Genomic DNA, 25,844 nt, shown 5'->3' with positions numbered 1-25,844 from the left:
GAGGGGAGCGAACCGATGAGCACACAGATGCAGCAGCTCTACCAGCAGGTCATCCTCGACCAGTCGCGGGCACGCATCGGCAACACCGAACTGCTCCGTGACGCCGCAGCGTCACCGCACGGACATTCGCATCAGGTGAACCCGACGTGCGGCGATGAGATCGAACTCGAAACCGAACTCCTCGACGACGGCACGGTCGCGGTGCGTTGGACCGGCGACGGCTGTTCGATCTCGATGGCCTCGGCCTCGGTGCTGTCCGAACTGGCCGCGGATTCCTCCGTTTCGCAGATGCTCGAGATCGAAGGCGCGTTCCACGAACTCATGCATTCCCGTGGGACAATGGTCGCGGATGAGTCGATTCTCGGGGACGCCGCGGCGTTCACCGGAGTGTCGAAGTTCCCGGCCAGGATCAAATGCGCTCTCCTGGCATGGATGGCGTTCAAGGACGCACTCAACCAAGCACAAGCAGCTCGTGAGGAGAAACACAATGCCTGAAGTCATTGACGCACCGCAGAATGCGAGCGTCGACGAAGTGCGCGAGGCGATGATGGACGTCGTCGATCCCGAGCTCGGTGTCAACATCGTCGATCTCGGCCTCGTGTACGGACTCTCGGTCGAAGACGACGGCACCGCCGTGATCGAGATGACCCTGACCTCGGCGGCCTGCCCGCTGACCGACGTCATCGAGGACCAGACCGCACAGTCGCTCGAGGGAATCGTGCCGGCCTACCGGATCAACTGGGTCTGGATGCCGCCATGGGGTCCGGAGAAGATCACCGAGGACGGCCGCGAACAGATGCGCGCCCTCGGCTTCAACATCTGATCCAAGACTGCACACCATTGCCGAGGCGGGGCGACCTGAGAAGGTCAGCCCCGCCTCGGCGATTGTCGTCCGATCCGGCACTCGTCTCCGGTCAGGGTCGCGGAGATCACCGCCCCGCGGACCGTGAACCAGGCAGCGGCGTGAAAGAATGGAATCCGACTTTCCAAGGAGAACCATTGACGATCATCGCTGCCGCCGACGGATCCGCGCTCGGCAATCCCGGACCCGCCGGGTGGGCCTGGTACATCGACGACACCTCCTGGCACGCCGGCGGGTGGAAGAACGCGACGAACAACCGCGGTGAGCTCATGGCCGTCCTCGACCTGCTCCAGTCGACCGCGGACAGCGACGACGAGCTCAAGATATACTGTGATTCGCAGTACGTCATCAACGCCCTGACCAAATGGATGCCGGGGTGGAAACGCAAAGGGTGGAAGAAAGCCGATGGAAAAGAAGTCCTCAACAAGGACCTCTTAGCGTCTCTCGATGAGGAACTGAGCGGGCGGACGGTCGAGTTCGAGTGGGTCAAAGGACACAACCACCACGAACTCAACGAGGCTGCCGACGTTCGCGCCCGCGCGGCAGCCACCGCCTTCCAGAAGGGCACGCCCGTGCCGGAAGGCCCCGGATACGTCCCCGCGGGGACGTCGACCGCGACGGCGAGCGAACAGGCAGACAACCCGGCGGAACCTGTTGCTCAGGACGACGTTTCCGTCGCGCCCGTGGCCGCAGCAGCCGGGCCGGACACCACTGTCGTGTCCTGCCGTGTGCCGTCCTCAGTCGCAGATGAACTCGTCGCCCGGGCCCAGGCCCGCGGCATCCACCCCCAAGAATTTCTGGCCGAACTCATCGGCCGCAGTTTGGAGACAGAATGATTCAGGCCTCAGGCCTCGAAGTCGCCGTCGGCGCCCGCACCCTCATGTCCGAGGTGTCCTTCCGCGTCGACAAGGGCGACCGGGTCGGTCTCGTCGGCCGCAACGGCGCCGGCAAGACGACTCTGACCAAGGTGATCATGGGCGGACACCCGGCCCAATCCGGATCCGTGTCGATCTCCGGCACCGTCGGCTATCTGCCCCAGGATCCGCGCAGCGGTGACCTCACTGCCACCGGCATGGAACGCATCCTCTCGGTGCGTGACCTCGACGTCCTCGTCAAGCGTCTGCGCAAGGCCGAACGGCAGATGGCCTCACCGGACGAGAAGGTGGCGACGAAGGCCATCGACCGCTACCCGCGCATCGAAGCCGAATTCATCGCCGCCGGCGGGTACGCCGCAGAATCCGAGGCGTTCGCGATCGCTGCGAACCTCGGCCTCGACGAGGCGCTGATCAGCCAGGAGATCGGGACGCTCTCCGGCGGTCAGCGTCGCCGTGTGGAACTCGCCCGGATCCTGTTCTCGGCCCCGGATACGATGATCCTCGACGAGCCGACGAATCACCTCGATGCCGAATCCGTGCTGTGGCTGCGCGACCACCTCAAGGCCTACTCCGGTGGTCTGATCATCATCAGCCACGACCTCGATCTCATCGACGAAGTGGTCAACAAGGTCTTCTTCCTCGACGCCACCCGTCAGACCATCGACATCTATTCGATGGGCTACCGGCTCTACCTCAAACAGCGTGAGGACGATGAGCGGCGTCGCCGCCGCGAACGTGCCAATGCCGAGAAGAAGGCCGCGGCGCTCAACGCTCAGGCGAACAAGATGATGGCGAAGGCGACGAAGACCGTCGCCGCCCAGCAGATGGCCAAGCGCGCCGACCGTCTGCTCGCCGGTCTCGAGGACGAACGCGCCACCGAGAAGGTCGCGAATCTGCGCTTCCCGGCCCCGGCCGACTGCGGACGTGTGCCGCTGACGGCCGAGGGACTCTCTCGCAGCTTCGGTTCGACCGAGGTGTTCACCGGTGTCGATCTCGCCATCGACAAGGGCACACGAGTCGTCGTACTCGGCTACAACGGTGCCGGAAAGACGACGCTGCTGCGACTGCTGGCCGGACTCGACGACCCCGACTCCGGAGAAGTCGTGCCCGGACACGGTCTCAAGCTCGGCTACTACGCACAGGAACATGAGACCCTCGACCTCGAGCGCACAGTGCTGGAGAACATGTCGCGGAACTCCCCGCATCTCGATGACACCGCGGTGCGCAATGTGCTCGGATCGTTCCTGTTCAGCGGTGACGATGTGCACAAGCCTGCCGGAGTGCTCTCCGGCGGAGAGAAGACACGTCTGGCGCTGGCCACGCTCGTGGTCTCGAGTGCGAACGTGCTGCTGCTCGACGAACCGACGAACAACCTCGATCCCGCCTCCCGCGAGGAGATCCTCTCAGCGATCCGCCGCTACGAAGGTGCGATCGTGCTCGTCACCCACGATGAAGGTGCGGTGTCCGCGCTCGATCCCGACCGTGTGCTCCTGCTGCCCGACGGCGACGAGGATCTGTGGAACGACACGTACCTCGACCTCGTCACGCTCGCCTGAGCCGGCTCATCACGCTCGGCTGAGCCGGTCGGCCTCACTGTGAGCGGAAGCGCTCCTCGAACAGGGCATCCTCATCGGCTTCGGCCTGCCCGCGCACGGTGGGCGAGGCCCAGCGGTTGCGGCCATAGCGGCTGCCGGGCTGACTGATCTTCGCACCCGCGTCGAGCGCGGCCTTGTCGATGACGACCATGTCATTCTCGGCGGCAGTGCCGTGTTCGACCGCCTCGGCGGCGGCCTTGCGCTCACGACGGGCAGAGATGATTACGGCGATGATGATCATGATTCCGAAGGCGAACCACTGGAGCATATAGGACAGGTGGTTGCCGGGATCGAGCTCGGGCATCGGCAGCGGGGTCAGTCCCTCTTCCGGGGAGCCGCCGGTCTCGGCCGGTGAGGCCTCGACGTAGACGTGCGAATAGGCATCGTCCATTCCCGGAATGCGCGCGGGATCGATGGCACGGATGAGGCCCTTCGGGTTCTCATCTTCGGATCCGTCTTGAGCGGGACGCAGATGGGCGACCACGGTCTGCTCACCCTGCGGCGCCGGCGGCACGGAATCCTGTTCGGCGGTGAACCCGCGGACAACGGCGATCGTCGAACCGCCGCTGATCTCGAACGGGGTCACCACATAGAAGCCGGGTTCGTCTCCGACTGTGCGGTTGCGCGCGAGGACGGTGTCGGAGTCGGAGAACTCTCCGGTCAGTTCCACCTGAGTCCACTCATCGGTGGTGCCCAGCGTGGAATCCGGTGTCGAGAGCACCGAGGTGATGTCGACGGGGTCGGCGGAGTAGTTCGCGGTGATCGTCGCGATCTCCTGCTCGCGCTGATCGCGGCGGTCCTTCTGCCACAGGGCGAGGAACACGCAGGCGATGATGACGATGATCGCCATGGCGATGTATTTGAGCCAGCGTGCGGAGAAGAGGAAGGAATAGCGGCTCAACCTGCATCCTCTGGAATCTCGTCGACGGAGACGTCGGTGATGAAGAAGTCGCGCAGCGTCAGGAAGTCACGCAGATAGACGAGATGCTCATCACAGGCCAACCACGTCTTCTTCCTCTCCGGGGTGTGGACGCGGGGGTTGTTCCACAGCAGGGCCCGGGTCGCGAACGCCCGGCATTCCTTCGCCGAACACTGCAGCTGCTCGCTCAAACCTGGTCCCTCCTGTCCTCGTCGTTGTCGTCGACGGCCTCACCTCGGACGGTTTCGCCCGGGATGGTCTCGCCCCGGATCGTTTCGTGCTGGTGATCCGCGCCTGGATCGGTCTCGTCAGGGGAGCCGCCTCGGGGATCTGGGTCGTCGACCGTCTCGTCACCGACCTTCTCTCCGCCGAGGGTGTCGCCGGAGATCGTCTCACCGCGCGCCGGCGGCAGCTCCGCCAGCGGGGCCTGATCAAGCAATGCGGAGCGATCATCGCTGGTGCGTTCGCGGCCCGCATTGGCGAAGATCACCGCAGGGTAGGGGAGGACGACCGCACCTGCCACGCAGATCCACATGAGGATGTGCAGGTCGGCGACGAAAGCGAAATAGGCGGCCACGAAGCAGACCGTCCTGATGCCCATGGTGATCGAATACTTGATGATCCGGGACCGCATATCGTCATCAAGGGCGGTATCTGCCGTTGTGATCTGCTGAGCGTGTCTGACCATATCCTTCTTCGATCGATGACTGCCAAACATGATACTCGTCCTTTGTGAGAGTCGTATCCATCGGCCGAAGAACAGGATAGGTTTGTCCACGACAGATGTGAAGAACACAGTCGATCAACAGGAGACCAACGTGTCAGAACCACGCACAGTCCTCGTCACCGGCGGCAACCGCGGAATCGGCCGCACCATCGCCGAGGAATTCCTCGCCCAGGGGGACAAGGTGGCCGTCACCTCCCGCAACGGTCAGGCCCCCGAAGGTGCTCTCGCCGTGGCCGCCGATGTCACCGACAGCGAATCGATCGATCGGGCGTTCACCGAGATCGAGGACAAGCTCGGGCCTGTCGAGGTCGTCGTGGCCAATGCCGGAATCACCGCCGACAATCTGCTCATGCGGATGAACGATGACGAATTCGAATCCGTCATCGACACGAATCTCACCGGTGCCTTCCGCATCGTCAAGCGCGGAATCACCGGGATGATCCGAGCGAAGAAGGGCCGCATCGTCCTCATCTCGTCGGTGTCGGGACTCTACGGCGTCCCCGGCCAGGCGAACTACTCGGCGTCGAAAGCCGGACTCGTCGGCTTCGCCCGCTCCATCACCCGCGAGGTCGGCTCCCGCGGAATCACCGCCAATGTCGTCGCCCCGGGCTTCATCCGCACGGATATGACCGATGAGCTCAGCGAGAAGCAGCAGAAGGAATACCTCTCGACGATTCCGGCCAAGCGCTTCGCCGAGGCCGACGAGGTCGCCAAGGTCGTCCGCTGGGTGGCCTCCGACGAAGCCGCCTACATCTCCGGTGCCGTCATCCCTGTCGACGGCGGGCTGGGAATGGGCCACTGATCCAGACGGCGCCGGGCCGGCCACAACCGGATCCTGGGCCGCAGACGATGCGGCCTGGCCGGGCCACAACCCGTAGACTTCGATACAGAGACACCGCCCGAAGCGGCGTCATGCACACGCAACCACCTTCCTTTCGAAAGGACCACCATGGGAATTCTTGACGGAAAGCGCATTCTCGTCACCGGCGTGCTCACCGAGGCGTCGATCGCCTTCGCCGCTGCTCGCATCGCCCAGGAGCAGGGAGCCGAGGTCATCCTCTCGAGCTTCGGCCGCCAGATGAAGATCACTCAGGTGATCGCCGAACGTCTGCCGCAGACCCCGCAGGTCATCGAACTCGACGCCACGAACGAAGAGGATCTGAACGCCCTGCCCGAGCGCCTCGGCGGCAACATCGACGGAATCGTCCACGCCATCGCCTTCGCCCCGAAGGACGCCCTCGGCGGGGTCTTCCTCGACACCCCGTGGGACTCCGTGTCCGCGGCCATCCACGTCTCCGCGTATTCGCTCAAGGCCATCGCCGTGGCCGCGAAGCCCGTGCTCAACAAGGGCGCCGGAATCGTCGGGCTGACCTTCGATGCGACGATCTCATGGCCGGTCTACGACTGGATGGGTGTGGCCAAGGCCGCCTTCGAATCGACCGCCCGCTACCTCGCGAAGTACGTCGGCGAAGACGGTGTGCGCGTCAACCTCGTCTCGGCGGGACCGCTGAAGACCACCGCCGCCACCTCCATCCCCGGTTTCGGAACGCTCGAAGACATGTGGGGCGACCGCGCACCCCTGGGTTGGGACCAGAAGGACACCACCCCTGCCGGCAAGGCCATCGTCGCTCTGCTCTCCGACTGGTTCCCCGCCACCACCGGCGAGATGATCCACGTCGACGGCGGATTCCACTCCACCGGAGCCTGAGACAGCCCATGCCTGTGCTCATCCTCGCCCGCCACGCCAAGGCGGAAGCGCATGGTCCCACCGACTTCGAACGGTCCCTGGATGCGAAGGGCCTGGCTCAGGCCGTCGAAGCCGGAGCCGAGATCGCCGAGCGCTGGTCACCCGATGTGGCCATCGCCTCGGCAGCCCGGCGCACCGTGCAGACCGGTCAGGCCGTCGTCGAAGCGGTCAACCGCGCTTATGGCCGAAACCTTGACGAACCGGGTGAGCTGACCCTGCGTGAGGATCCCTCGCTCTACGCCGGGTCCGTCGACGACTGGCTGGATGCGATCAATTCGATTCCCGCGGATGCGCAGTGCGCGTATATCGTGGGCCACCAGCCGACCGTCGCCGAGGTGGTCGGTCACCTCAATCCGGTAGGCGGGGTTCCGGATGCGTTCCGTCCCTCCTCGATCGCGGTCTTCGACCTCGAGAGCTGGAACGTGGAGCCGGGACACTACCCTGCCCCGCAGATCCGAGTCTTCCACGGAGTCTGAACACTCCGACTGACCGACGCGATCCAAGACACCTGTGGCGCTGACGAAACATTCGTCAGCGCCACAGGCGTCTTCGGTCAGTCAGCGGTCTATGGCACCGGTGCCACGCCCTCGACGAGATCGCTCACCCGTCTGCACGGGCAGCCACAAGATCGATCACGGCTCGCAGGTCACGTGTCTCCACGGACGCGTCTGCTGCGGCGACGAGAGCCGGCTTCGCACAGAAGGCGACGCCGAGACCGGCGACCTCGATCATGCCGATGTCATTGGCGCCGTCCCCGACCGCCACCGAGGCGGCACGATCGTATCCGCCGGCAGCGAGCAGATCCTCGAAGATCTCGGCCTTGGCGCTCGGGTCGATGACACGGCCGTTCGTCCGCCCGGTCAGCTTCCCGTCATCGATGTCGAGTCCGTTGGCGAAGACGTCGGTGATGCCCAGCTGTGCGGCGACGGGAGCGATGATGGCGGTGAAGCCGCCGGAGACCAAGGCCACCTGACCACCTGAGGTGTGCACCGCCGAGGTCAGGTCGGCGGCCCCCTCGGTGAGGGTGATCTGCTCCCGCACCTCATCGAGCACGGTCTCCGGCAGCCCGGTCAGCAGGGCGACTCGTTCGGCCAGGGATTCGGCGAAGTCGAGCTCACCGGCCATGGCGCGTTCGGTGATGTCGGCGACCTGGTCCCCGACCCCGGCATGGGCGGCGATGAGGTCGATGACCTCTTCGTTGATGAACGTCGAGTCGACGTCCATGACGAGCAGCTGGACGGGAATCTGGGAGGCGGTGGCTTCAGGCGTCTCATTCACCCCTTCATCGTAGCCACAGCCATGATGTAGTCCGCGGCAGCGGGGTGCAGCTGAGACAGCAGCGCCCCGAACTCGGCCGGCGCGACCGTCGCAGGGGCGAGCACGCTGCGCATCCGGTGGTGGATGTCGAGGGCGGCGTAGATCGCTCGGGAATCCGCCTCGGTGGGGATGAGTCGGGAGATCGGATGCAGCGTCGACAGCTCCTCCTGCCAGTCGCGCCACGGTCCCTGCTGCCAGTCCTCGGGGACGTCGATGGTCTCGATGAGGCGCAGCCCTTCCACCACCAGCAGCCGCAGCCGCCGCAGCGCCTCCGGAGCGGTTCCGACCGTGACGGGGCGGAAGACGGTGGGCGCACACGCGAGTATCTCCACGTTCGCCTCGGCGCCGATGAGGGCGATCGCCGCCTGTTCGTCGCCGCGGTGGAGGACGACGGGGGCGGTGTGGCGTCCGACCTTCGTCCGGGCGGCGCGATCGACCGGGGGAGTCGTGTGCGACAGGGATGGGTGGTGGAGCGCCAAGCGCGCATGGGTGATTCCGGCGGCGGCCGCCTCGGCGATGAACAGGAGCAGGCCGGTGGGGACGGACGAGGCGAAGACCTCATCGGCGACGATGAGAGGAACATCACGGTCATCGTCGAGGAAGGCAGAGGTCACCTCGTCAGGGGGCAGGGTCGAGCGCAGTCGGTGGTTGAGTGCCAGGGTCAGCAGCAGTGAGTCGGTCGTCAGGTCCATGTCGAACCAGGATAGACGGCTCGACTGCGATAGAGTCTGAGGATATGAGTGAAGTCCTGAATCTGGATTCTGTGTCCGTGCGCCGGGGGACCAATTTCCTCCTCGATGATTTCTCGCTGACCGTCGCCGAAGGCGAGCACTGGGCGGTGCTCGGACCCAACGGTGCGGGCAAGACGACGCTGCTCGAACTCGCGGCCGGTCGTATGCATCCGACGAAGGGGACCGTCAGCATCCTCGAGGAGCAGCTCGGGCGCGTCGACGTGTTCGAACTGCGGCCGCGCATCGGCTATGCTTCGACGATTCTGGCCAACCGAATTCCCAGTTCAGAAGCGGTCCTCGACACCGTGCTCACCGCCGCGTACGGCGTCACCGGACGCTGGGTGGAGGAATACGAGCAGGACGACATCGACCGCGCCCGCGATCTGCTGGCCGCGTTCCACATCACACATCTAGCCGATCGCACCTTCGGCACACTGTCCGAGGGTGAACGCAAGCGAGTGCAGATCGCGCGTGCGCTCATGACCGACCCGGAGCTGCTGCTGCTCGACGAGCCGGCCTCCGGACTCGACTTCGGCGGGCGTGAGGAGCTGCTCGGTGCGCTCTCGGAGATCCTCTCGTCGAAATGGGCGCCCGCCACGATCATGGTCACCCATCATGTCGAGGAGATCCCGGAGGGCATCACGCATGTGCTCCTGCTGTCCGAGGGCACCGATCTGGCCGCTGGTCCGATCGAGGAGACCCTGACGGCGGAGAACCTTGCGGCGACCTTCGGCATCGACGTCAAGCTCACCCGGGACGGTCAGCGCTACCACGCACGTTCCGCCCTCTGAGCATGGAGTTCCTGGCGAATCTGAGCCTTGAGCCGTGGCAGATCCTCCTGGTCATCGTCGCCGGAATCGCTGCGGGAGGCATCAACGCCGTCGTCGGCTCCGGAACGCTCATCACCTTCCCGGCGCTCGTCGCCTTCGGAGTACCGCCGGTGGTGTCGACGATGAGCAACGCGGTGGGGCTCATCCCCGGCAACATCGCCTCCTCGTTCGGATACCGTGAAGAGCTGCGGGGGCAGTGGAAGCGGATCCTCGGATTCGTTCCCGCCTCTCTGCTCGGGTCTCTGACCGGGGCGTATCTGCTGCTGCACCTGCCCGAGGACGCGTTCGAGACGATCGTGCCGGTCCTCCTCGTCGTGGCTCTGATCATGGTCGTGGGGCAGCCGTATCTCTCCCGCTACCTGAAGAGCCGGTCCCTGCGCCGTGCCGAGGCCTCCGGGGTCGAACATCGGGCCGCCTCGGCGGGGGATCGCCTGTCCACCGGCCGGTACATCGCCGTGCTCACCGTCGTCTTCCTCACCGCAATCTACGGCGGCTACTTCGCGGCCGCCCAGGGCATCATCCTCATCGCCCTGCTCGGTCTGCTGCTGCCCGATGATCTGCAGCGACTCAATGGGCTGAAGAACGTCCTCGTCCTCGTCGTCAATACGGTTTCGGCGAGCACGTACATCATCGTCGGCCACGACCGGATCAACTGGATCGCCGTCGTCTGCATCGCCATCGGCTCCCTCATCGGCGGGTACTACGGCGCCCGTATCGGGCGGAAGTTCTCGCCGGTGCTGCTGCGCGCCGTGATCGTGGCCCTCGGCCTCGTGGCGATCTGGAGGATCCTCACACTGTGAACGGAAGTGCGCTGTGAATACTCCGGCCAAGGCTCCCATGACTCGGCAGCAGATCATCGACCGGTCCGCTGAACTCGGGATCGCCGTCGAACGTCTGCGCTTCTTCGACGAAGCAGATCTGGCCGTCGGCGGCTTGGATGAGATGCGCGACTATACGCAGCTGACCGATGTCGCCCTGCGCAGCGTGCGCGAACCGGCCGAGGGGCTGTTCATCGCCGAATCCTCGAAGATCATCCGCCGCGCTCATGCCGTCGGAATGCCGCCCCGGTCGTTCCTGACCAGCCCGAAATGGCTGTTCGACTTGGCCGACATCATCTCTGAAAGCGATGTGCCGATCTTCATCGGCACGGATTCCGCGGTCGAAACACTGACCGGATTCCACCTCCACCGAGGTGCGCTGGCCGCGATGGCCCGACCTGTCCTTGCCACGGTCGCCTCCCTGATCGCCGATGCCAGGCGCCTCGTCGTCATCGAGGACATCGTCGATCATACGAACGTCGGTGCCATCTTCCGCTCTGCGGCAGCATTCGGCGCCGATGCCGTGCTCGTGACCCCGCGCTGTGCCGATCCGCTCTACCGCCGGTCGATCCGCGTGTCGATGGGCACGGTCTTCCAAGTCCCATGGACCCGCGTCGAGTCCTGGCCCGCCGGGATCGCTGAGCTCCAGGACGCCGGATTCCATGTGGCGGCTCTGGCGCTCGATGATGATTCGGTGAGCCTGCGCGAGTTCGCCGCCACCGCACCCGAGCGCACCGCTGTCGTCTTCGGCACCGAAGGCGACGGACTGAAGAGATCGACGATCGCCGCCTGCGACTCGACCGTGATGATCCCCATGAGCGGGGGAGTGGACTCCCTCAACGTTGCGGCCGCCTCGGCGGTCACCTGCTTCGCCCTGCAGGACGAGCGAATTGTGTCATCAGCGCACTCTAACGTGTCCTTATAAGCAATTCGATTGAGCTGTATACGACCGCTGACGGTGACACCGCGCTCGAGGTGGGCACTGATTCCGATACCGTTTGGCTGACACGGCATCAGCTTTCGCATCTGTTCGGACGTGATGTGAAGACGATCGGCAAACATATCAACAACGCTCTGCGGGAGGAACTCGACGGTGAGCCAACTGTCGCAAAATTTGCGACAGTTCAAAAAGAAGGCGCCCGAACCGTCACACGTATGGTTGAACACTACAGTCTCGACATGGTCCTGTCGGTGGGATTTCGAGTGAAGTCGTCGGAAGGAGTGCGATTTCGCCGTTGGGCAAACGATGTCCTTCATCGCTATGCGATCGAAGGAGCCGCCGTCAACCAACGGCGGTTGTCAGAATTGGGAAAGATTGTCAGCGTGCTGACGAGGTCGCAGGACGAATCGGTTGCGGGGGGGGGTGCCGACGTACTGTCAACGTACCTGCCAAGTCTCACCATGCTCAGAGACTATGACGAAGGAAACTTGTCGTCGAAATCGAGTTCCGTGCCTGGATGGGAATTGACCCTGGAAGAAGCACGCAGAATCATCGGCGGACTGTCATTGGCATTTCCCGACGATAAATAGCTGGGGAGGGAACGAGGCGATGCTCTAGGGGCTGTCATCGGGGCGATCTATCAGGGGTTCGGAGACCACGAACTCTATCCGACCGTCGAAGAGAAGGCGGCCCACTTGCTCTACTTCGTCGTCAAAGACCACCCCCTCTCCGACGGCAACAAAAGCGCAGCGCCGCGGCGCTGTTCGTCACCTTCCTTGACCGCAACGGCGCGCTGATCGACCCCGATGGCAACAGGCGAGTCGACAACAATGCGCTGGCAGCGATGACGCTGCTGGTCGCGATGAGTGAACCTTCCGAGACGGAACTGATGATCGCGCTCATCATCCGTATGATCGTCTCGGAAAGACAGTGATCATTCCCGCAGTCATGACGGAGAGGACCCCAGTGGACCGCAGCACCCTAGCCCATGCTCTTGAAGCCGGACGGATCACCGGAGAGGTTGGCACCCCCAGGGAGAACAACCTCTCTCACATCCACCGGTTCCTCGACCAGGAGCGGCAGTTCGACTTCGGTGTCGAACTCACCCATGACTGGGACTATGACTCGGTGTTCGCGCTCATGGTTGAGCGCTGCGGCCTGCGGCCCGATCCCGAGTTCGTCGAGGGCGTGGACACGATCTCCACCGATGCCTGCATCGACGCGCTCGAGAAGCTCGCCGAGGCGGTCGGCGAGGTCGCGCACGCCCGAGGCCGGATCCTCTTCGCCACCGGCCACCCCGCAGGGCTTCTGCCCGTGCATATGGCAATTGCCGCCGCAGCAAAGGACGCCGGCGCCGTCATCGACACCCGTGATCACTTCATCCCGGTCCCGGAGATCGGCGGGGACGTCCGACAGATCAACAACGTGTGGACCTGGCACCTGCACGGCGGAAGTCCGCACACGCACCTGGCCGAACCGATGCATGCGCTGCTCGACGATTTCGCAGCCCGCGGCGGCAACGCCCCAGACCTCGTCGTTGCCGACCACGGGTGGGCCGGAGCCGCGTCGAGCAGGGGATTGCGGTCCATCGGCTACGCCGACTGCAACGATCCGGCGCTCTTCGTCGCAGAGGCGCAGGGTCAGATCGAAGCGACCATCCCGCTCGACGATGACGTCGTCCCGAACCTCTACGCCCCACTCATCGACTACGTCATCGAGCGTGCGGGACTGAACTGACCGACGGCGCTCGGCAGACGGGGAGCATCGGACCGACAGGCGGTGCTGGACCGACTGTCGATGCCGGACCGAGCGACTCGGTCAGCCGATCTCGGTGGCCAGGTCCTCGATCACCTCGGCGCCGGGCAGGGACGCGAGTGCGGAACCGGAGAGAATCAGCTTGGAACCGCGGATACCGGAACCGATGATGAGCTCCTCGGCCGCGGCGACGCGGGAATCGATGAGCACCCGGTAGTTCTCCGGCAAGCCGATCGGCCCGATGCCGCCGTACTCCATCCCGGATTCGTCTACGGCCCGCTCGAGCGGCAGGAACGAGGCCTTGCGGACATCGAGGAGTTTCTTGACCCGTTTGTTGACGTCGGCGCGGGTGTTCGCCAGCACCATGCATGCGGCGATGCGCTCCTCACCGCCGCGGGAACCGGCAACGAGGACGCAGTTCGCCGAGGTGGCCGGGGGCAGATCCGTGGCATCGAGGAGAGCCGCAGTGTCCGCGATCTGGGGATCGATGGCGAAGACGTCGACCTCGCCGGAGACCGTCGACAGGGCGGCGGCCGTCGATTCGGCCATGAGCTCCGGAGCGGTGGCGGCGGGCTGGAGAGTGAACTGAGCGGAGAGTCGTTGCTTCGTGGTCATGGCCACAGTTTAGGAGATCCGTGTCGAATCGCTTTGTCCGGGCTCATCAGTTAGAATCGAATGTCGCTCCGTGTCCGGTTCCTACGGTTCGGAGCGTGTCCAGCAGACGAATTCGGGCACTGGCAGATGAGTTCAACTCATATCAGGCGCCTGAAAGAATTCAGCAGAGGTAAGAAAATGAAGAAGGACATCCACCCGGAATACGCCCCGATCGTGTTCAACGATCTGGCTTCCGGCACCAAGTTCCTCACCCGCTCCACCGCTAAGAGCGACAAGACCATCGAGTGGGAAGACGGCAACACCTACCCCGTGATCGACGTCGAGATCTCGTCCGCTTCACACCCGTTCTACACGGGCAAGCAGCGCATCCTCGACTCCGCCGGCCGCGTGGAGAAGTTCAAGGACCGCTACAAGGGCTTCGGCAAGCGCTGATCTCGGGCGTTCTCCCAACAGCTTCATACAGATTGCCCCGCACACCGAATCGGTGTGCGGGGCAATCTGCTGTCTGCAGGTCGACTGGCTCTGATGCGACGTCCCGACTGTGACTGGTTGCGTCCCCGCGGGGACGCAACCAGTCACAGCACGGCCATGATCAGTCGACGGTGACTGAGACCTCGGAGGAGGGGCTCACCCGTGACGCCGGGTGGTAGAGCGAGGCGACTCCGGTGGCATTGTCGAGGCAGTTCGCGATTCCGTGTGCGACCTTCTCCTTTGCGGAGACGACGGCGTCCTTGATGTCCAGACCGGTGGCGATGCCCGCCGCGATCGAGGAGGCGAACGAGCAGCCTGCCCCGTTGACGAGCTTGTCATTGACCTTGCGCGAGCGCAGAGTCGTCACGGTCTCACCGTCGAAGAGGATGTCGATGGCATCGTCCCCGGCGAGGCGCGCCCCGCCCTTGACGACGACGTTCTTCGCGCCCTGCCCATGGATGATCTTCGCGGCCTCGGTCATGCCCTCGACGGAGTCGATGGGGTCGACCCCGGCCAGAGTGGCGGCCTCTTCGAGATTCGGGGTGACGACGGTGGCCAGGGGCACGAGGTTCTCGACGAAGAGATCCTTGAGATCGACCATGGTGCCTGCGCCCTTGCACACGAGCACAGGATCGAAGACGTACGGCAGATCATTGGTCTTCAGCTCTTCGGCGAGGACCAGTGCCGAGTCGACGGAGCCGAGCATTCCGGACTTGATGGCGGTGAATTCGTGCACGGCCAACGTCGACTCGAGCTGGCGGTTGACGACCTCGGGTTCGATGAATTCGAGGACGTGGGCGAATCCGTCATTGGGATCGAAAGTGACGATGCAGGTGACGACGGCAGTGCCGAAGGCACCGTATTCGTCGAACATCTTCAGATCGGCTTCGAGTCCGGCTCCTCCGGAGACATCGGATCCGGCGACGGTGAGCACCTTTGCGGTCATAGTGGTCCTTTCAGGTAAAGCGTTCGCGAAGAATTCTACGCGGGTTCAGGCGCCCGTGTAGCCGTGTTGGCGCCAGGCTTCGTAGATGGCGATGGATGCCGAATTCGCCAGGTTGAGCGAACGGCGTGCCGGCAGCATCGGGATCCGCACCGTCATATCCACATGGTCGTCGGTGACGACCTCATCGGGCAGTCCCGTCGACTCGCGTCCGAAGAGGAGGACGTCTCCGTCCTGGTACTCCACCTCGGCGAAGGAATTGTCCGTCTGCGTGCTGAACGCGATCACCCGACGCTCACCGAGGCGGCTCCACAACTCATCGATCGATGGATGGACGGTGACATGAGCGAGGTCGTGGTAGTCGAGACCGGCTCGGCGCAGCTTCGCGTCGGAGAGGTCGAAGCCGAGGGGCTCGACGAGATGGAGATGGGCTCCGGTGACCGCGGCGAGCCGGATGGCGTTTCCGGTGTTGCCGGGGATCTCGGGAGTGTGGAAGACGATGTCGATATTCATATCCCTCTCATCTTCTCACCTCCTTCCAGGGAAGGACCTCATCGGCCGTCCCGGCGAACGAGGACGTAGCCCTGCCTGGTCGCCTCCGGGAAGCGGCCGGCCCGGTCGGGTTCTCGTTCGAGACGGGCGGCAGGGGTGAAACCATGCGGTTCGAGGGCGGTGAGAACGTCATCGATCGAACGGCGGTGGAAGTCGAGGTCGACGTCGAAGCCGGCGAGATCGGAGAAGTGATCGACCCGGCCGCCGAGCTGAAACGCCAGCTGGAACCAGCCGCCCGGACGGAGGACACGGGCCGCCTCGGCGAAGGCGAGGGCAAGCGCGTCCCCGGGGACGTGGATGATCGAGTACCAGGCGACGAGACCGGAGAAGGACTCATCGGCATAGGGCAGAGCGGTCATCGACCCGACATCGAACTGATGCGTCGGATAGAGGCCCTTCGCGAGTTCGATCATGGCAGGGGAGAGGTCGAGTCCGCGCGGTTCCAGCCCGAGGGCGCCGAGGAACGTGGTGATGCGACCGGGCCCGCAGCCGATATCGAGGACCTCCGCCGAGCCGGTGCCGAGGACGAGCTCGGAGAACGCCCCGAGCACGGCTCGGTCATGAGGTTTCGCAGTGAGCTCATCGGCGACCCAGTCCGTGTAGGTCCGGGCGATCGCATCATAGGAATCACGCGTGGCCGCCTCGCGGGTGCGGGGTTCGTCAGTCATGACGTCACCCTACCCGTCGGCACTGACATGGCAGGCAAGAGCCAGTTCGGCAATCTTCGGGACACACGTGATCAGGCTCGGTCACCGCAGAAACGAAAATCAATCGAACCTCAGCGGTGATTCATTTCTGACGATTGCCTTCGCTCGAATTCTCGTGTCAGTGCCGAATCCTAGAGTGGAGGCACGGTTGGTGGTCATGGGGATCGCCGGATCGGAGGGCCGACGGGCCGCGGGAGGGGAGCACCATGAGAGACGATGAGCCGATTGCAGCGGAGGCGGCCGACCTCGCAGGGCTGAGTGTCGATCCGAAGGACTATGGAGGGGCTGACGCCGACGTGGACCCCAGCACCCTCACCTGTGAGCAGATCGTGACGGATATCCGGCGCAACATCTCATGCATCTCCTTCTGCCACGCTCGCGTGATCACCCTCATCGACGAGGTCGAGAGGCGGGGACTGTGGGCGGAGTGGGTCGGTGTGAAGACCCTGACCGAGTGGGTGATGCATGTGGCGTCGGTGAGCATGCACACGGCTCGCGAGTATGTGCGCGTGATGAGGGCGCTGCGGGAGATGCCGAAGGTGAAGAAGAGTCTGGCGGGCGGTGATGTCAGCTTCTCAAAGGTGAGGGAAGTGACCCGACTGGGGGAGCGGATCGGCGACGATGAGGCGCTGCGTCTGGCCACCCTTGCCACCGGCAGCCAGATCAGCCGGATCTCGCAGAACTACCAGCAGCTGGCCGACAAGATCGACAACGGCCCGTTCCCGCTGTACCTGGCTGAGGACAGTGTGAGCATGCGTCAGGTGGCACCCGGTCGGACCCGGATCACGATCGAACTCGAAGAAGACGATGCCGCAGAGGTCGCCGCGATGCTCGACGCCGCCCGCCAGGTTCTCGAACGTCCCGTCCATGACGGCAGTTCCGATGAGGAGGGGGCTGCGGGCGAAGGTGGTAAAGAGGACGAGCCTCCTTATGAGCCGGTCTCCCAGGTCATGTGCCTGATGGAGATCATCCACGCCTTCCCCCGTGCCGAACCCGCGGGTTCGATCGACGCCGATCGTGCCCGACTGCTCGTCCATGCCTCCGCCGAGGTGATCACTCGCAGCGGCGCCACGGTGGAAGCCGCGTCCGCGTTCAAGCCCCCTCTGCTCAGTATCCCCGCAAGGCCAGCAGCCGACACCGGCGTCCCCGCGGGGACGAAAGGCGAACCGGACGGTCCGGCGGAAGAGGGGATTGGGTCGGACCGTCCGGCAGGAGCCGAGGGAAACGTCCCCGCGGGGACGTCGGGCGGACGGGCGGAGGCGACCTGCCGGGCGGATACGACCTGTCGGATCGAAGGGTTCGGCGGCATCACCGCGGCGACGGCGGAGCGCCTGAGCTGTGAGGCGCTGATCAGCGGGGCGATCAAGGACGCCGGAGGCGACGTCCTCATGCTCGGGCGCTCGAAGCGTCTGGTGAGCAGGCGACAGCGAATGGCGCTGAGTGTGCGTGATGTCTGCTGCCAATTCCCCGGCTGCCGAGCCCGCAGGCGATGCGAGGCTCACCATATCCGCCCCTGGTCGCAGGGCGGGAGGACCGATATTGACAATCTCATCCTGCTCTGTCGCCGACATCACACCGTGGTGCACAAATATCAGCTGCGCATCGAACGCACCGGAGCGGACTTCGCCGGAGCGATGCGCGGTCCCGCTGCCTTTGCCTTCTCCCTGCCCGACGGTTCCCAGCTGCTTCCTCTGGAGAGTCGAGCGAGGGGGCGGATGATGTTCAATACAGCGGTTCGCGTCGCCCAGGTCAAGAAGATCACGGAAGCGGCCGATCCCGGCACCGTCGGCGGCGGTTACGGCTTTGACCTCGGCCTCTGTATCGCATGGATGTTCGAAGCCGAATGGCGACACGCCCGGGAGGGCAGAGCTGTTGTCTGAATCTTGCCAATTTAGAACACCAGTTCGATAATGGATGTCATGTCAGCAGCACCGGTCATCGAACAGCTCAGTCGGGAGACGGGGATCTCCACGGCTGCGGCGCTGTTCGATAAGATCCCACCCCATCCGGTGGATCCTGTGCTCTCTCCGCTGTTCCGGCGCGGCGGTCTGCCGCGCGGCGAACTCGTCACCGTCACCGGTGAGCTGTCGCTGAGCTGCGGTCTGGCGACGATCGCTGCGGCGACCCGGGAGCAGAAGTGGTGCGCCGGCATCGGGCTCGGCGAACCGGCCGTGTCCTCGATCGCCGACCTCGGCGTCGACCTCGACCATTTCGTCAACCTCGCGACCCCCGGCGAGGACTGGCTGCGGGTGGCTTCGATCCTCATCGAATCCTTCGACATCGTCCTCGTCGACCCCGGCTTCGCCCCGAGCGCTTCGGAACGGGCCCGACTCCTGGCGAAGATCCGCGAACGGCGGATGAGCCTCATCAGCCTCCGTCCCATGTCCGGCAGCACAGAGCAGATCGAGATCGCCGACACCCGCTGGTCGGGTGCCGAACACGGCCGCGGACGCCTGCAGTCCTGCCTCGTGCGTGCCCGGTCGCAGACGGGAAGCCACCGGTTCCTGCTGCCCGGACCGTCGGGAACTCCCGCCAGCGTCCCCGCAGGGACGCTGGAAGTCGTGACAGGCGGCGTCCCCGCGGGGACTGCGAACGCTGCAGCCGAAGCACACACTGCCCCGGCCACAAGCCCGGACACAGATCCGGACATGGACACGGATCCGGACATGGGGACAGACCCGGGAACGGATACAGCCGACGATCCTCGGTGGTCGACGATCACACAGCTGCGGCAGGTGATCAGCCATGTCGGATGAGTCCGGCCGCACCCTCGTGCTCACCGTGCCCGACTGGCCGGCGGTGGCCGCTGCGGTCGAACACGACATCGCACCGGGCCGCCCTGTCGCGGTCCTCCACGCCGGCAAGGTCATCGCAGCCAATGCTCCGGCCCGTTCCGCCGGCATCACCGCCGGGAACAACAAACGCGCCGTGGGATACCGCTGCCCGGAAGCCCGCGTCGCGGTCTGGGACGAAGAGGCGGACAACCGACATTTCAGTGCCGGGGTCGGTGCCCTCGACAACCTCGTCGCCCGGTTCACCCTGCTCAGCCCGGGAACATTGGCGATTCCTCTTGACTCGCTCAGGCACGGCTACACCGACGAAGCCGATGCCGTCGAGACACTGGTCTCGGCTCTCGTCGATGACACAGGGTGGGAGTTCTTCCCCGGAATCGCCGGCACCGTCTTCGCCGCGGTCCTCGCCGCCGGGCAGGCGCGCCGGGTCGAACCCGGGCAGACCGTGGACTTCCTCTCCGCCCAGCCGATCACCACCCTGGAATACGCCGGCGCCGAGGCGACCGCGCTGATCGAGGTCTTCTGGCAGCTGGGGCTGCGCACCCTCGGTGACCTCGCTCGCCTGCAGACCACAGACGTGAACGCACGCTTCGGTGCCTTCGGTCGACATCTGCACGAGCTGGCCTCCGGGCGGGCAGGAGCCCCGCTCGCCGATCATGTCCGCGGCGAACAGCTCGACGTCGAACTCGATCTCGATGCCCCGACGACCCGCAGCGACACCCTCGGCTTCCTCGCCCGCCAGCTCGGTGCCGATCTGCTGGCCAAGGTGCGCAGACAGGGGCTGGTCTGCACCCAGATCACGATCGAACTCGATGCCGCAGCCGGCCAGTCCTCGTCCCGGACCTGGCGGATCGAGGACATGCAGGAGAACGCGATCGCCGACCGTCTGCGGTGGCAGGCCGAAGGCTGGCTGGCAGGAGTGGGCCGGGGTTCTCGTCCGGGACAGGATCCCCGCACGGCACAGCCCGACCCGCAGGCACTCGACATCGTCGACGAGCCGGCTCCCGACGCCGAGGACTTCTCCGACGACGGCATCATCGCGCTGCGTCTCATCGCAGCCGAACTGACCACCCCGATCGGTGCCACGCGCAGTCTGTTCGACGAGAACACCGGGCAGATCACCCATACGCTCGAGCGTCTGCAGGGGCTGTTCGGTCCCGATGCCGTCCTGGTTCCGGGCCTCCAGGGCGGGTGGGACCCCGCCGAGACGAACCTGTGGACCCCGTGGCAGCAGGCGGCCGTCCCCGAACGCAGCCCTGCCGCACCCTGGCCCGGGGCCCTGCACGCACCCCGTCCGACGACCGTCGAGCACTCCGCCGTCGACGTGCTCGCCGCGGACGGCTCACCGGTGGAGGCTCGCCCCTCGGGGCTGGGGGCGGTGCCGGCGACGATCAGATTCCCCACCGGGCAGACCGAGGCCATCACCGACTACTCCGGTTCCTGGCCCATCGAATCCGGATGGTGGGATCCGAACCGAGCCGTCTACCGCACCCGGCTGCAGGTGGTCACCGATGCCGGCCGTGCCTTCCTGCTGAGCAAAGAGCACGGTCAGTGGTACCTCACCGGCCGTTACCGCTGACCGGCAACCTGCTGACCAACGACCCCACCTGAGAGGAGGAGACCCGATGGGATTCTCGAACCCGCGCACACCGTGGTCGAAGCTGGCGCGCCGCCTCGAAGGCAAGGACACCCCGTCCTCCCCGGCGGACAAACAGCCTGCTGGCGAGAACCCGGCAGGAAAACAGCCTGTCGACAAGCACGCCGACGGCTCCGATGCCCCGGCGTTCTCCCGTCCCGACCGCTACCAGGTCTCGGTCGGCCCCGGCGGTTCGGACGGACGCGGCCGCTATCAGGGCCCGACAGGCGCCGGCAGCGCTCAGGGACCGAACCTCGGACCGCTGCTGCGTCAGAGCAGCGTGGACTGGGCGGAGCTGCATGTGCATTCCCAGTTCAGCTTCCTCGACGGAGCCTCCGACCCCGAGGAGCTCGTCGCCGCCGGTGCCGCCGCCGGGCTGAGCTCCCTGGCGCTGACCGACCACAACGGGCTCTACGGTGCCGTCCGCTTCGCCCATGCCGCCGCCGAGGTGGGGCTGGACACCGTGTTCGGCTCCGAACTGTCCGTGGGGTTGACCGAGAAGATCCCCGGCCAGACCGACCCCGATGCCACCCACCTGCTCGTCCTCGCCCGCAGCGTCGAGGGCTACCACCAGCTCTCTCAGATCATCACCGAGGCGAACCTGCGCGGTGAGAAGAACCGTCCGCTCTTCGACCTCGCCGAACTCGCGGCCGAGGACGGAGACTGGATGATACTGACCGGCTGCCGCAAAGGACCGCTGCGACGAGCGTTGGGCGACGACGACGGCGGGCTCAGCGCTCTGCGCGAACTCACCGCACTCTTCGGACCCGACCGGGTCGCCGTCGAACTCAGCCGGGACGGAACCCCGGATGACGACGAGAGGCTGCGCCACCTCGGCGATCTGGCCCAGCGGACGGGACTGCCGATCGTGGCCAGCAACGCCGTCCACTTCGCCACTCGCGCCCAATGGAAGTCCGCGCAGGTGAGGGCCTCGGTGCGGTCGCGGCTCTCGCTCGATGAACTGGCCGGGTGGCTGCCGGCGACGGCGAGCGCACGCATCCACACCGGCGAGGAGATGCTCGCACGCTTCCCGCGGCAGGCTCTGGACAATGCGGCGCGGATCGGTCGGGACTGCTCCTTCGTCCTCTCCTCGGCCCGACCCGACCTGCCGAAGGCTCCGATGCCCGATGAGACCGAAGGGGAGACCTATCTGCGCGGCCTCATCGCCGAACGCGGCCGGCATCGCTACGGAACGAGAGCCGAGAACCCCCAAGCCTGGGAGCAGCTGGACCGGGAGATGGACATGATCGCGCAGCTGGGATTCTGCGGATACTTCCTCATCGTCTTCGACATCACCGAATTCTGCCGCCATATGGGCATCTTCTGCCAAGGGCGGGGATCGGCGGCGAACTCCGCGGTCTGCTACGTCCTGGGCATCACCGCCGTCGACGCCGTCAAACACGGACTGCTCTTCGACCGGTTCCTGTCCCCGGACCGCAAGGGGTACCCGGACATCGACATCGACATCGAATCCGGCCGCCGCGAAGAGGTCATCCAATACGTCTACGACCACTTCGGCCGCGACCGCGCCGCCCAGGTCGCCAATGTCATCACCTACCGGGCGAAATCGGCCATCCGGGACGCCGCTTTCAGCCTCGGCTACGCCCCCGGCCAGCAGGATGCGTTCTCGAAGTCGAGCAACCGGTGGTCGAGCCTGCCCGATGCCGAGGACTCCCCGGTGCCCGCCCCGGTGCTCAAGGTCGCCGAGGATCTGCTCGGCTCACCGCGCCATCTGGGCATCCACTCCGGTGGGATGATCCTGGCCGACCGTGCCATCGGCGAAGTCGTGCCGATCGAGAAGGCGACGATGGGCCACCGCACCGTCGTCCAATGGGACAAGGACGACTGCGCGGCCATGGACCTGGTCAAGTTCGATCTGCTCGGTCTGGGCATGCTCACCGCCCTGCACGAGATGGTCGGCCTCGTCCACCGCCACACCGGGGTCCTCATCGACCGAGCGGAGATCGATGACGACGACGCAGCCGTCTACGAGATGCTCTGCCGAGCCGATGCGATCGGGGTCTTCCAAGTCGAATCCCGTGCTCAGCTGGCCACTCTGCCCCGACTGCGACCGACGACGTTCTACGACCTGGCCGTTCAAGTCGCTCTCATCCGACCGGGACCGATCCAAGGCGGCTCCGTCCACCCTTATATCCGCAGACGGCAGGGCCTCGACGAGGTCGAATACCTCCACCCGCTGCTCGAGAAGTCCCTGGCCAAGACCTGCGGGGTTCCCCTGTTCCAAGAGCAGCTCATGCAGATGGCCATCGACGTCGGGGGGTTCACCGGGGCCGATGCCGACCGGCTGCGACAGGCCATGGGCTCACGTCGGTCGGAGAAGCGGATGGCCGAACTCGCCGAGAAGTTCCGCACCGGAGCCATGGGCCGTGGAGTGGACGAGGACACCGCCGAGACGATCTTCTCCACCATCGCCGCCTTCGCGAACTACGGATTCCCCGAATCGCATGCCATCAGCTTCGCGAACCTCGTCTATCAGTCCGCCTGGTTCAAATACCACCACCACGCGGCCTTCACCGCCGGACTGCTGCGCAGCCAGCCGATGGGCTTCTACTCCCCGCAGTCCCTCATCGCCGACGCCCGCCGGCACCAAGTGCCGATCCTGCCCGTCGACATCCACCGGTCCCAAGCGGCCACGGACCTCGAACGGGTCGAACCCGGAGAACCGGGGCACACCATCACCGAGGCGGGGGCCGGGGACGGGGGCACCGCCTCGGCGGAGGAGCTGGGGATCCGCTTGGGACTGGACACCGTCGCGCATGTCGGCTCCTTCGCCGAGGTGATCGAGACCGAACGCGACAACGCGCCGTTCACCTCGGTGGCGGACTTGGCCGAACGCACCGGAATCGGCAAACAGGCCCTGGAATCCCTCGCCACAGCCGGAGCCCTGTCCGGATTCGACCTCGACCGACGGCAGGCGCTGTGGCTGGCCGGGGGAGTCGCCGGTGCCCATCCGGGACTGCTGCCGGGAACGGCGAGCGTGGACTCGGCCCCGACCCTGCCGGCCATGGACGCCTTCGATACGACCCTGGCCGAACTCTTCTCCACCGGGATCACCGTCGACGGCTACCCCACGGAGGTCCTGCGCGAGTCGCTGATCGCCCGCGGATACTCATCGACCGCGGATGCGGCGGCGGCCGCGGACGGAACCCGGATGACGGTGGCCGCGATCGTCACCCACCGGCAGCGCCCGGCGACCGCCTCGGGGATCACCTTCATCAACCTCGAAGACGAATTCGGGATGCTCAATGTGGTGGCCACCGCCGGGCTGATGAAGCGCTTCCGCACGGTCGCGACCTCCCGCAACGCACTCGTCGTCACCGGGCTCATCCAACGCGGGGGAGACGTGGTGAGCCTCTACGCGCACAAACTCATCCCCCTCGAAGTGCAGCTGCCGACGAAGGCGCGGAACTTCCGGTGACCCCAGATTTCCGGTGTCCTCGGCATCGCCGGCATCGCCGGCAGCGGCAGACCGCGGCGGACAGCCGGCCAGGTGTGACACACGAGCCGCTGTGTGACACACGAACACGTCCGGGTGTGACGAAAGATGACACATGATGACGCCAACATGACAGACAGGCGGACGCAAGCCGGAGAAGTCGATGACAGTAGACACATCACATCGCCTCAACCAGCGACACCGCCACCGCACTCACAGAGGAGAGTCACCATGACCCAGGCATTCGAAACCCGTCAGATCCATGCCGGACAGGCACCCGACCCGGTCACCGGATCGCGCGCACTGCCCATCCACCAGACCACCTCGTTCGTGTTCAACGACGTCGACCACGCCGCGGCGCGCTTTGCGCTGACCGACGTCGGCCCCGTCTACAGCCGCCTGACGAACCCGACGAACGAAGTCGTCGAGAACCGCATCGCCGATCTCGAAGGCGGCGTCCACGCCGTCCTCACCGCCTCGGGCCAGTCCGCGGCATTCCTCGCGATCACGAACGTCGCCGGAGCCGGTGACCACATCGTGGCCAGCTCCAGCCTCTACGGCGGAACCGTCAACCTCTTCGATGTCACCCTGCGCAAGCTCGGCATCGAAACCACCTTCGTCGACGTCGACGACCACGCCGCCTGGAAGAGCGCGATCCAGGACAACACGAAGCTCCTCTTCGGCGAGGTCGTGTCGAACCCGCGCTCGGACATCCTCGACATCGAGGCGATCTCCGGAATCGCCCACAAAGCCGGTGTGCCGCTCTTCGTCGACAACACACTCGCCAGCCCCTACCTCGTGCGTCCGATCGAATTCGGTGCCGACGTCGTGCTCCACTCCGCTACGAAGTACCTCGGCGGCCACGGCAACTCCGTTGCCGGAGTCCTCGTCGACAGCGGCAACTTCGACTACGGCGCACAGCCGGAGAAGTTCCCCGGCTTCAACGAACCCGACGCTTCCTACAACGGACTCGTCTTCGCCCGTGACCTCGGCGCCGACGGACCCTTCGGAGCCAACGTGTCCTTCGGACTCAAGGCCCGCGTGCAGGGCCTGCGCGACCTCGGACCCTCGCTCAGCCCGACGAACGCGTTCCTGCTGGCCCAGGGCATCGAGACCCTGAGCCTGCGCATCGAACGCCACGTGGAGAATGCGAACAAGGTCGCTTCCTACCTTGAGGCACACAGCCAGGTCGACCGCGTCGCCTACGCCGGACTCGAGTCGAGCCCCTGGAACCATCTGGCCAAGAAGTACCTGCCCAACGGTGTCGGTTCGGTGCTCGCCTTCGACATCGCCGGCGGATACGACGCGGCTGTGGCCTTCGTCGACGCCCTCGAACTGCACTCCCTGGTGGCGAACATCGGTGACGTTCGTTCGCTCGTCATCCACCCGGCTTCGACCACGCACGCTCAGCTCGACGAGGAAGCTCAGAAGGCCGCCGGAGTCAACCCTGCCCTGGTGCGTCTGTCCGTGGGAATCGAAGGCATCGACGACATCATCGGCGACCTCGACAAGGGCTTCGCAGCGGCAGCGGCGAAGGCGTCGGCCGCGGCCTGAG

The 25,844-nt window shown here is 65.5% G+C and carries 28 protein-coding genes; 19 read left to right on the top strand and 9 right to left on the bottom strand.

Translation table 11 applies throughout. The features are described from left to right. The first annotated feature begins 15 nt into the window (after positions 1-15). The 4 genes from sufU (at position 16) to CXR29_RS09210 (ending at position 3,293) form a co-directional block, all read left to right on the top strand. Positions 16-495: a Fe-S cluster assembly sulfur transfer protein SufU gene (gene sufU / locus CXR29_RS09225; RefSeq protein ID WP_206516201.1), complete on the top strand. Its 480-nt coding sequence runs from the start codon at positions 16-18 to the stop codon at positions 493-495. Continuing rightward, positions 488-823 (top strand): metal-sulfur cluster assembly factor, encoded by a 336-nt coding sequence (locus CXR29_RS09220; RefSeq protein WP_025778421.1) that lies wholly within the window; start codon positions 488-490, stop codon positions 821-823. Before sufU ends, CXR29_RS09220 begins: the two co-directional genes overlap by 8 nt. Before the next feature lie 176 nt (positions 824-999). Beyond that, complete coding sequence (locus tag CXR29_RS09215; RefSeq protein WP_127364380.1) at positions 1,000-1,698, top strand: ribonuclease H family protein; 699 nt, start codon at positions 1,000-1,002, stop codon at positions 1,696-1,698. Next, the gene (locus tag CXR29_RS09210) at positions 1,695-3,293 is read left to right on the top strand and encodes an ABC-F family ATP-binding cassette domain-containing protein (RefSeq protein WP_025778418.1); all 1,599 of its coding nucleotides are present in this window, start codon (positions 1,695-1,697) and stop codon (positions 3,291-3,293) included. Before CXR29_RS09215 ends, CXR29_RS09210 begins: the two co-directional genes overlap by 4 nt. Positions 3,294-3,327: 34 nt before the next feature. Here the strand turns inward: CXR29_RS09210 and CXR29_RS09205 are convergent, their stop codons facing one another. From CXR29_RS09205 to CXR29_RS09195, 3 genes are read right to left on the bottom strand one after another with little or no spacing between them, the layout of a single operon-like run. Further along, on the bottom strand, positions 3,328-4,233 hold the full coding sequence (locus CXR29_RS09205; RefSeq protein ID WP_127364379.1) for an SURF1 family cytochrome oxidase biogenesis protein: 906 nt from the start codon (positions 4,231-4,233) through the stop codon (positions 3,328-3,330). After that, positions 4,230-4,442, bottom strand: a complete 213-nt coding sequence (locus tag CXR29_RS09200) for a hypothetical protein (RefSeq protein WP_025778416.1) — start codon at positions 4,440-4,442, stop codon at positions 4,230-4,232. Before CXR29_RS09200 ends, CXR29_RS09205 begins: the two co-directional genes overlap by 4 nt. Further along, positions 4,439-4,939, bottom strand: a complete 501-nt coding sequence (locus tag CXR29_RS09195; protein WP_127364378.1) for a DUF3099 domain-containing protein — start codon at positions 4,937-4,939, stop codon at positions 4,439-4,441. The genes CXR29_RS09200 and CXR29_RS09195 overlap by 4 nt, the downstream gene beginning before the upstream one ends. A 130-nt stretch (positions 4,940-5,069) precedes the next feature. On the opposite strand from CXR29_RS09195, the gene CXR29_RS09190 reads away from it, so the two are divergent. From CXR29_RS09190 to CXR29_RS09180, 3 genes are all read left to right on the top strand, one after another. Further along, a complete protein-coding gene (locus CXR29_RS09190; protein WP_127364377.1) occupies positions 5,070-5,780 on the top strand; it encodes a beta-ketoacyl-ACP reductase in 711 nt (236 codons plus the stop codon). A 147-nt stretch (positions 5,781-5,927) separates the two neighbouring features. Continuing rightward, entirely contained in the window at positions 5,928-6,686 is a 759-nt protein-coding gene (gene fabI / locus CXR29_RS09185; RefSeq protein WP_025778413.1) for an enoyl-ACP reductase FabI, read from the top strand. Between the two features lie 8 nt (positions 6,687-6,694). Then, entirely contained in the window at positions 6,695-7,201 is a 507-nt protein-coding gene (locus CXR29_RS09180) for a SixA phosphatase family protein (RefSeq protein WP_127364376.1), read from the top strand. Between the two features lie 124 nt (positions 7,202-7,325). Here the strand turns inward: CXR29_RS09180 and serB are convergent, their stop codons facing one another. After that, the gene (gene serB, locus CXR29_RS09175; protein WP_127364375.1) at positions 7,326-8,003 is read right to left on the bottom strand and encodes a phosphoserine phosphatase SerB; all 678 of its coding nucleotides are present in this window, start codon (positions 8,001-8,003) and stop codon (positions 7,326-7,328) included. Further along, the gene (locus CXR29_RS09170; protein WP_127364374.1) at positions 8,000-8,734 is read right to left on the bottom strand and encodes a hypothetical protein; all 735 of its coding nucleotides are present in this window, start codon (positions 8,732-8,734) and stop codon (positions 8,000-8,002) included. The genes serB and CXR29_RS09170 overlap by 4 nt, the downstream gene beginning before the upstream one ends. A gap of 44 nt (positions 8,735-8,778) precedes the next feature. Here CXR29_RS09170 and CXR29_RS09165 point away from each other — a divergent pair, with 44 nt between their 5' ends. From CXR29_RS09165 to CXR29_RS09145, 6 genes are all read left to right on the top strand, one after another. Further along, entirely contained in the window at positions 8,779-9,564 is a 786-nt protein-coding gene (locus CXR29_RS09165; protein WP_025778409.1) for an ABC transporter ATP-binding protein, read from the top strand. 2 nt (positions 9,565-9,566) lie between these two features. Next, complete coding sequence (locus CXR29_RS09160; RefSeq protein WP_025778408.1) at positions 9,567-10,403, top strand: sulfite exporter TauE/SafE family protein; 837 nt, start codon at positions 9,567-9,569, stop codon at positions 10,401-10,403. A gap of 37 nt (positions 10,404-10,440) precedes the next feature. Beyond that, positions 10,441-11,346 carry a TrmH family RNA methyltransferase gene (locus CXR29_RS09155; protein WP_101553536.1) on the top strand — a complete coding sequence of 302 codons (906 nt, stop codon included), beginning with the start codon at positions 10,441-10,443 and terminating at the stop codon, positions 11,344-11,346. A 50-nt stretch (positions 11,347-11,396) separates the two neighbouring features. Beyond that, complete coding sequence (gene rhuM / locus CXR29_RS17480; protein ID WP_206516199.1) at positions 11,397-11,951, top strand: RhuM family protein; 555 nt, start codon at positions 11,397-11,399, stop codon at positions 11,949-11,951. Further along, positions 11,952-12,158, top strand: a complete 207-nt coding sequence (locus tag CXR29_RS17925) for a Fic family protein (RefSeq protein ID WP_206516279.1) — start codon at positions 11,952-11,954, stop codon at positions 12,156-12,158. Between the two features lie 169 nt (positions 12,159-12,327). Beyond that, positions 12,328-13,098, top strand: a complete 771-nt coding sequence (locus CXR29_RS09145) for a phosphatase (protein ID WP_241241393.1) — start codon at positions 12,328-12,330, stop codon at positions 13,096-13,098. A gap of 81 nt (positions 13,099-13,179) precedes the next feature. Here CXR29_RS09145 and CXR29_RS09140 read toward each other — a convergent pair whose 3' ends face one another. Then, positions 13,180-13,731 carry a YbaK/EbsC family protein gene (locus CXR29_RS09140; RefSeq protein ID WP_025778405.1) on the bottom strand — a complete coding sequence of 184 codons (552 nt, stop codon included), beginning with the start codon at positions 13,729-13,731 and terminating at the stop codon, positions 13,180-13,182. Between the two features lie 177 nt (positions 13,732-13,908). Here CXR29_RS09140 and CXR29_RS09135 point away from each other — a divergent pair, with 177 nt between their 5' ends. Next, complete coding sequence (locus CXR29_RS09135) at positions 13,909-14,163, top strand: type B 50S ribosomal protein L31 (protein ID WP_009375892.1); 255 nt, start codon at positions 13,909-13,911, stop codon at positions 14,161-14,163. Positions 14,164-14,323: 160 nt separating this feature from the next. On the opposite strand, the gene CXR29_RS09130 is transcribed toward CXR29_RS09135, so the two are convergent. From CXR29_RS09130 to CXR29_RS09120, 3 genes are read right to left on the bottom strand one after another with little or no spacing between them, the layout of a single operon-like run. After that, positions 14,324-15,148 (bottom strand): PfkB family carbohydrate kinase, encoded by an 825-nt coding sequence (locus CXR29_RS09130; protein WP_127364373.1) that lies wholly within the window; start codon positions 15,146-15,148, stop codon positions 14,324-14,326. Between the two features lie 45 nt (positions 15,149-15,193). Further along, positions 15,194-15,658 (bottom strand): tRNA (cytidine(34)-2'-O)-methyltransferase, encoded by a 465-nt coding sequence (locus CXR29_RS09125; RefSeq protein ID WP_127364372.1) that lies wholly within the window; start codon positions 15,656-15,658, stop codon positions 15,194-15,196. Between the two features lie 38 nt (positions 15,659-15,696). Beyond that, on the bottom strand, positions 15,697-16,365 hold the full coding sequence (locus CXR29_RS09120; protein WP_127364371.1) for a class I SAM-dependent DNA methyltransferase: 669 nt from the start codon (positions 16,363-16,365) through the stop codon (positions 15,697-15,699). A gap of 245 nt (positions 16,366-16,610) precedes the next feature. Between CXR29_RS09120 and CXR29_RS09115 the strand changes: the two genes are divergently transcribed. From CXR29_RS09115 to CXR29_RS09095, 5 genes are all read left to right on the top strand, one after another. Further along, the gene (locus CXR29_RS09115; protein WP_127364370.1) at positions 16,611-18,284 is read left to right on the top strand and encodes an HNH endonuclease signature motif containing protein; all 1,674 of its coding nucleotides are present in this window, start codon (positions 16,611-16,613) and stop codon (positions 18,282-18,284) included. A 39-nt stretch (positions 18,285-18,323) separates the two neighbouring features. Continuing rightward, positions 18,324-19,160 (top strand): DNA recombination/repair protein RecA, encoded by an 837-nt coding sequence (locus CXR29_RS09110; RefSeq protein ID WP_241241392.1) that lies wholly within the window; start codon positions 18,324-18,326, stop codon positions 19,158-19,160. After that, a complete protein-coding gene (locus tag CXR29_RS09105) occupies positions 19,150-20,775 on the top strand; it encodes a DNA polymerase Y family protein (protein ID WP_101555992.1) in 1,626 nt (541 codons plus the stop codon). Before CXR29_RS09110 ends, CXR29_RS09105 begins: the two co-directional genes overlap by 11 nt. A gap of 46 nt (positions 20,776-20,821) precedes the next feature. Then, entirely contained in the window at positions 20,822-24,271 is a 3,450-nt protein-coding gene (locus CXR29_RS09100; RefSeq protein WP_127364369.1) for an error-prone DNA polymerase, read from the top strand. Positions 24,272-24,520: 249 nt separating this feature from the next. Continuing rightward, positions 24,521-25,843, top strand: coding sequence for an O-acetylhomoserine aminocarboxypropyltransferase/cysteine synthase family protein (locus CXR29_RS09095; RefSeq protein WP_127364368.1), 1,323 nt, complete (start codon positions 24,521-24,523; stop codon positions 25,841-25,843). The last annotated feature ends 1 nt before the right edge of the window (position 25,844 follow it).

The organism is Brevibacterium linens, assembly GCF_003999335.1.
In the GTDB taxonomy this organism is placed as follows: Bacteria; Actinomycetota; Actinomycetes; order Actinomycetales; family Brevibacteriaceae; genus Brevibacterium; species Brevibacterium linens.
Note: the sequence above shows the minus strand (reverse complement) of the source record. Positions and strands in the feature narration are given on the sequence as shown.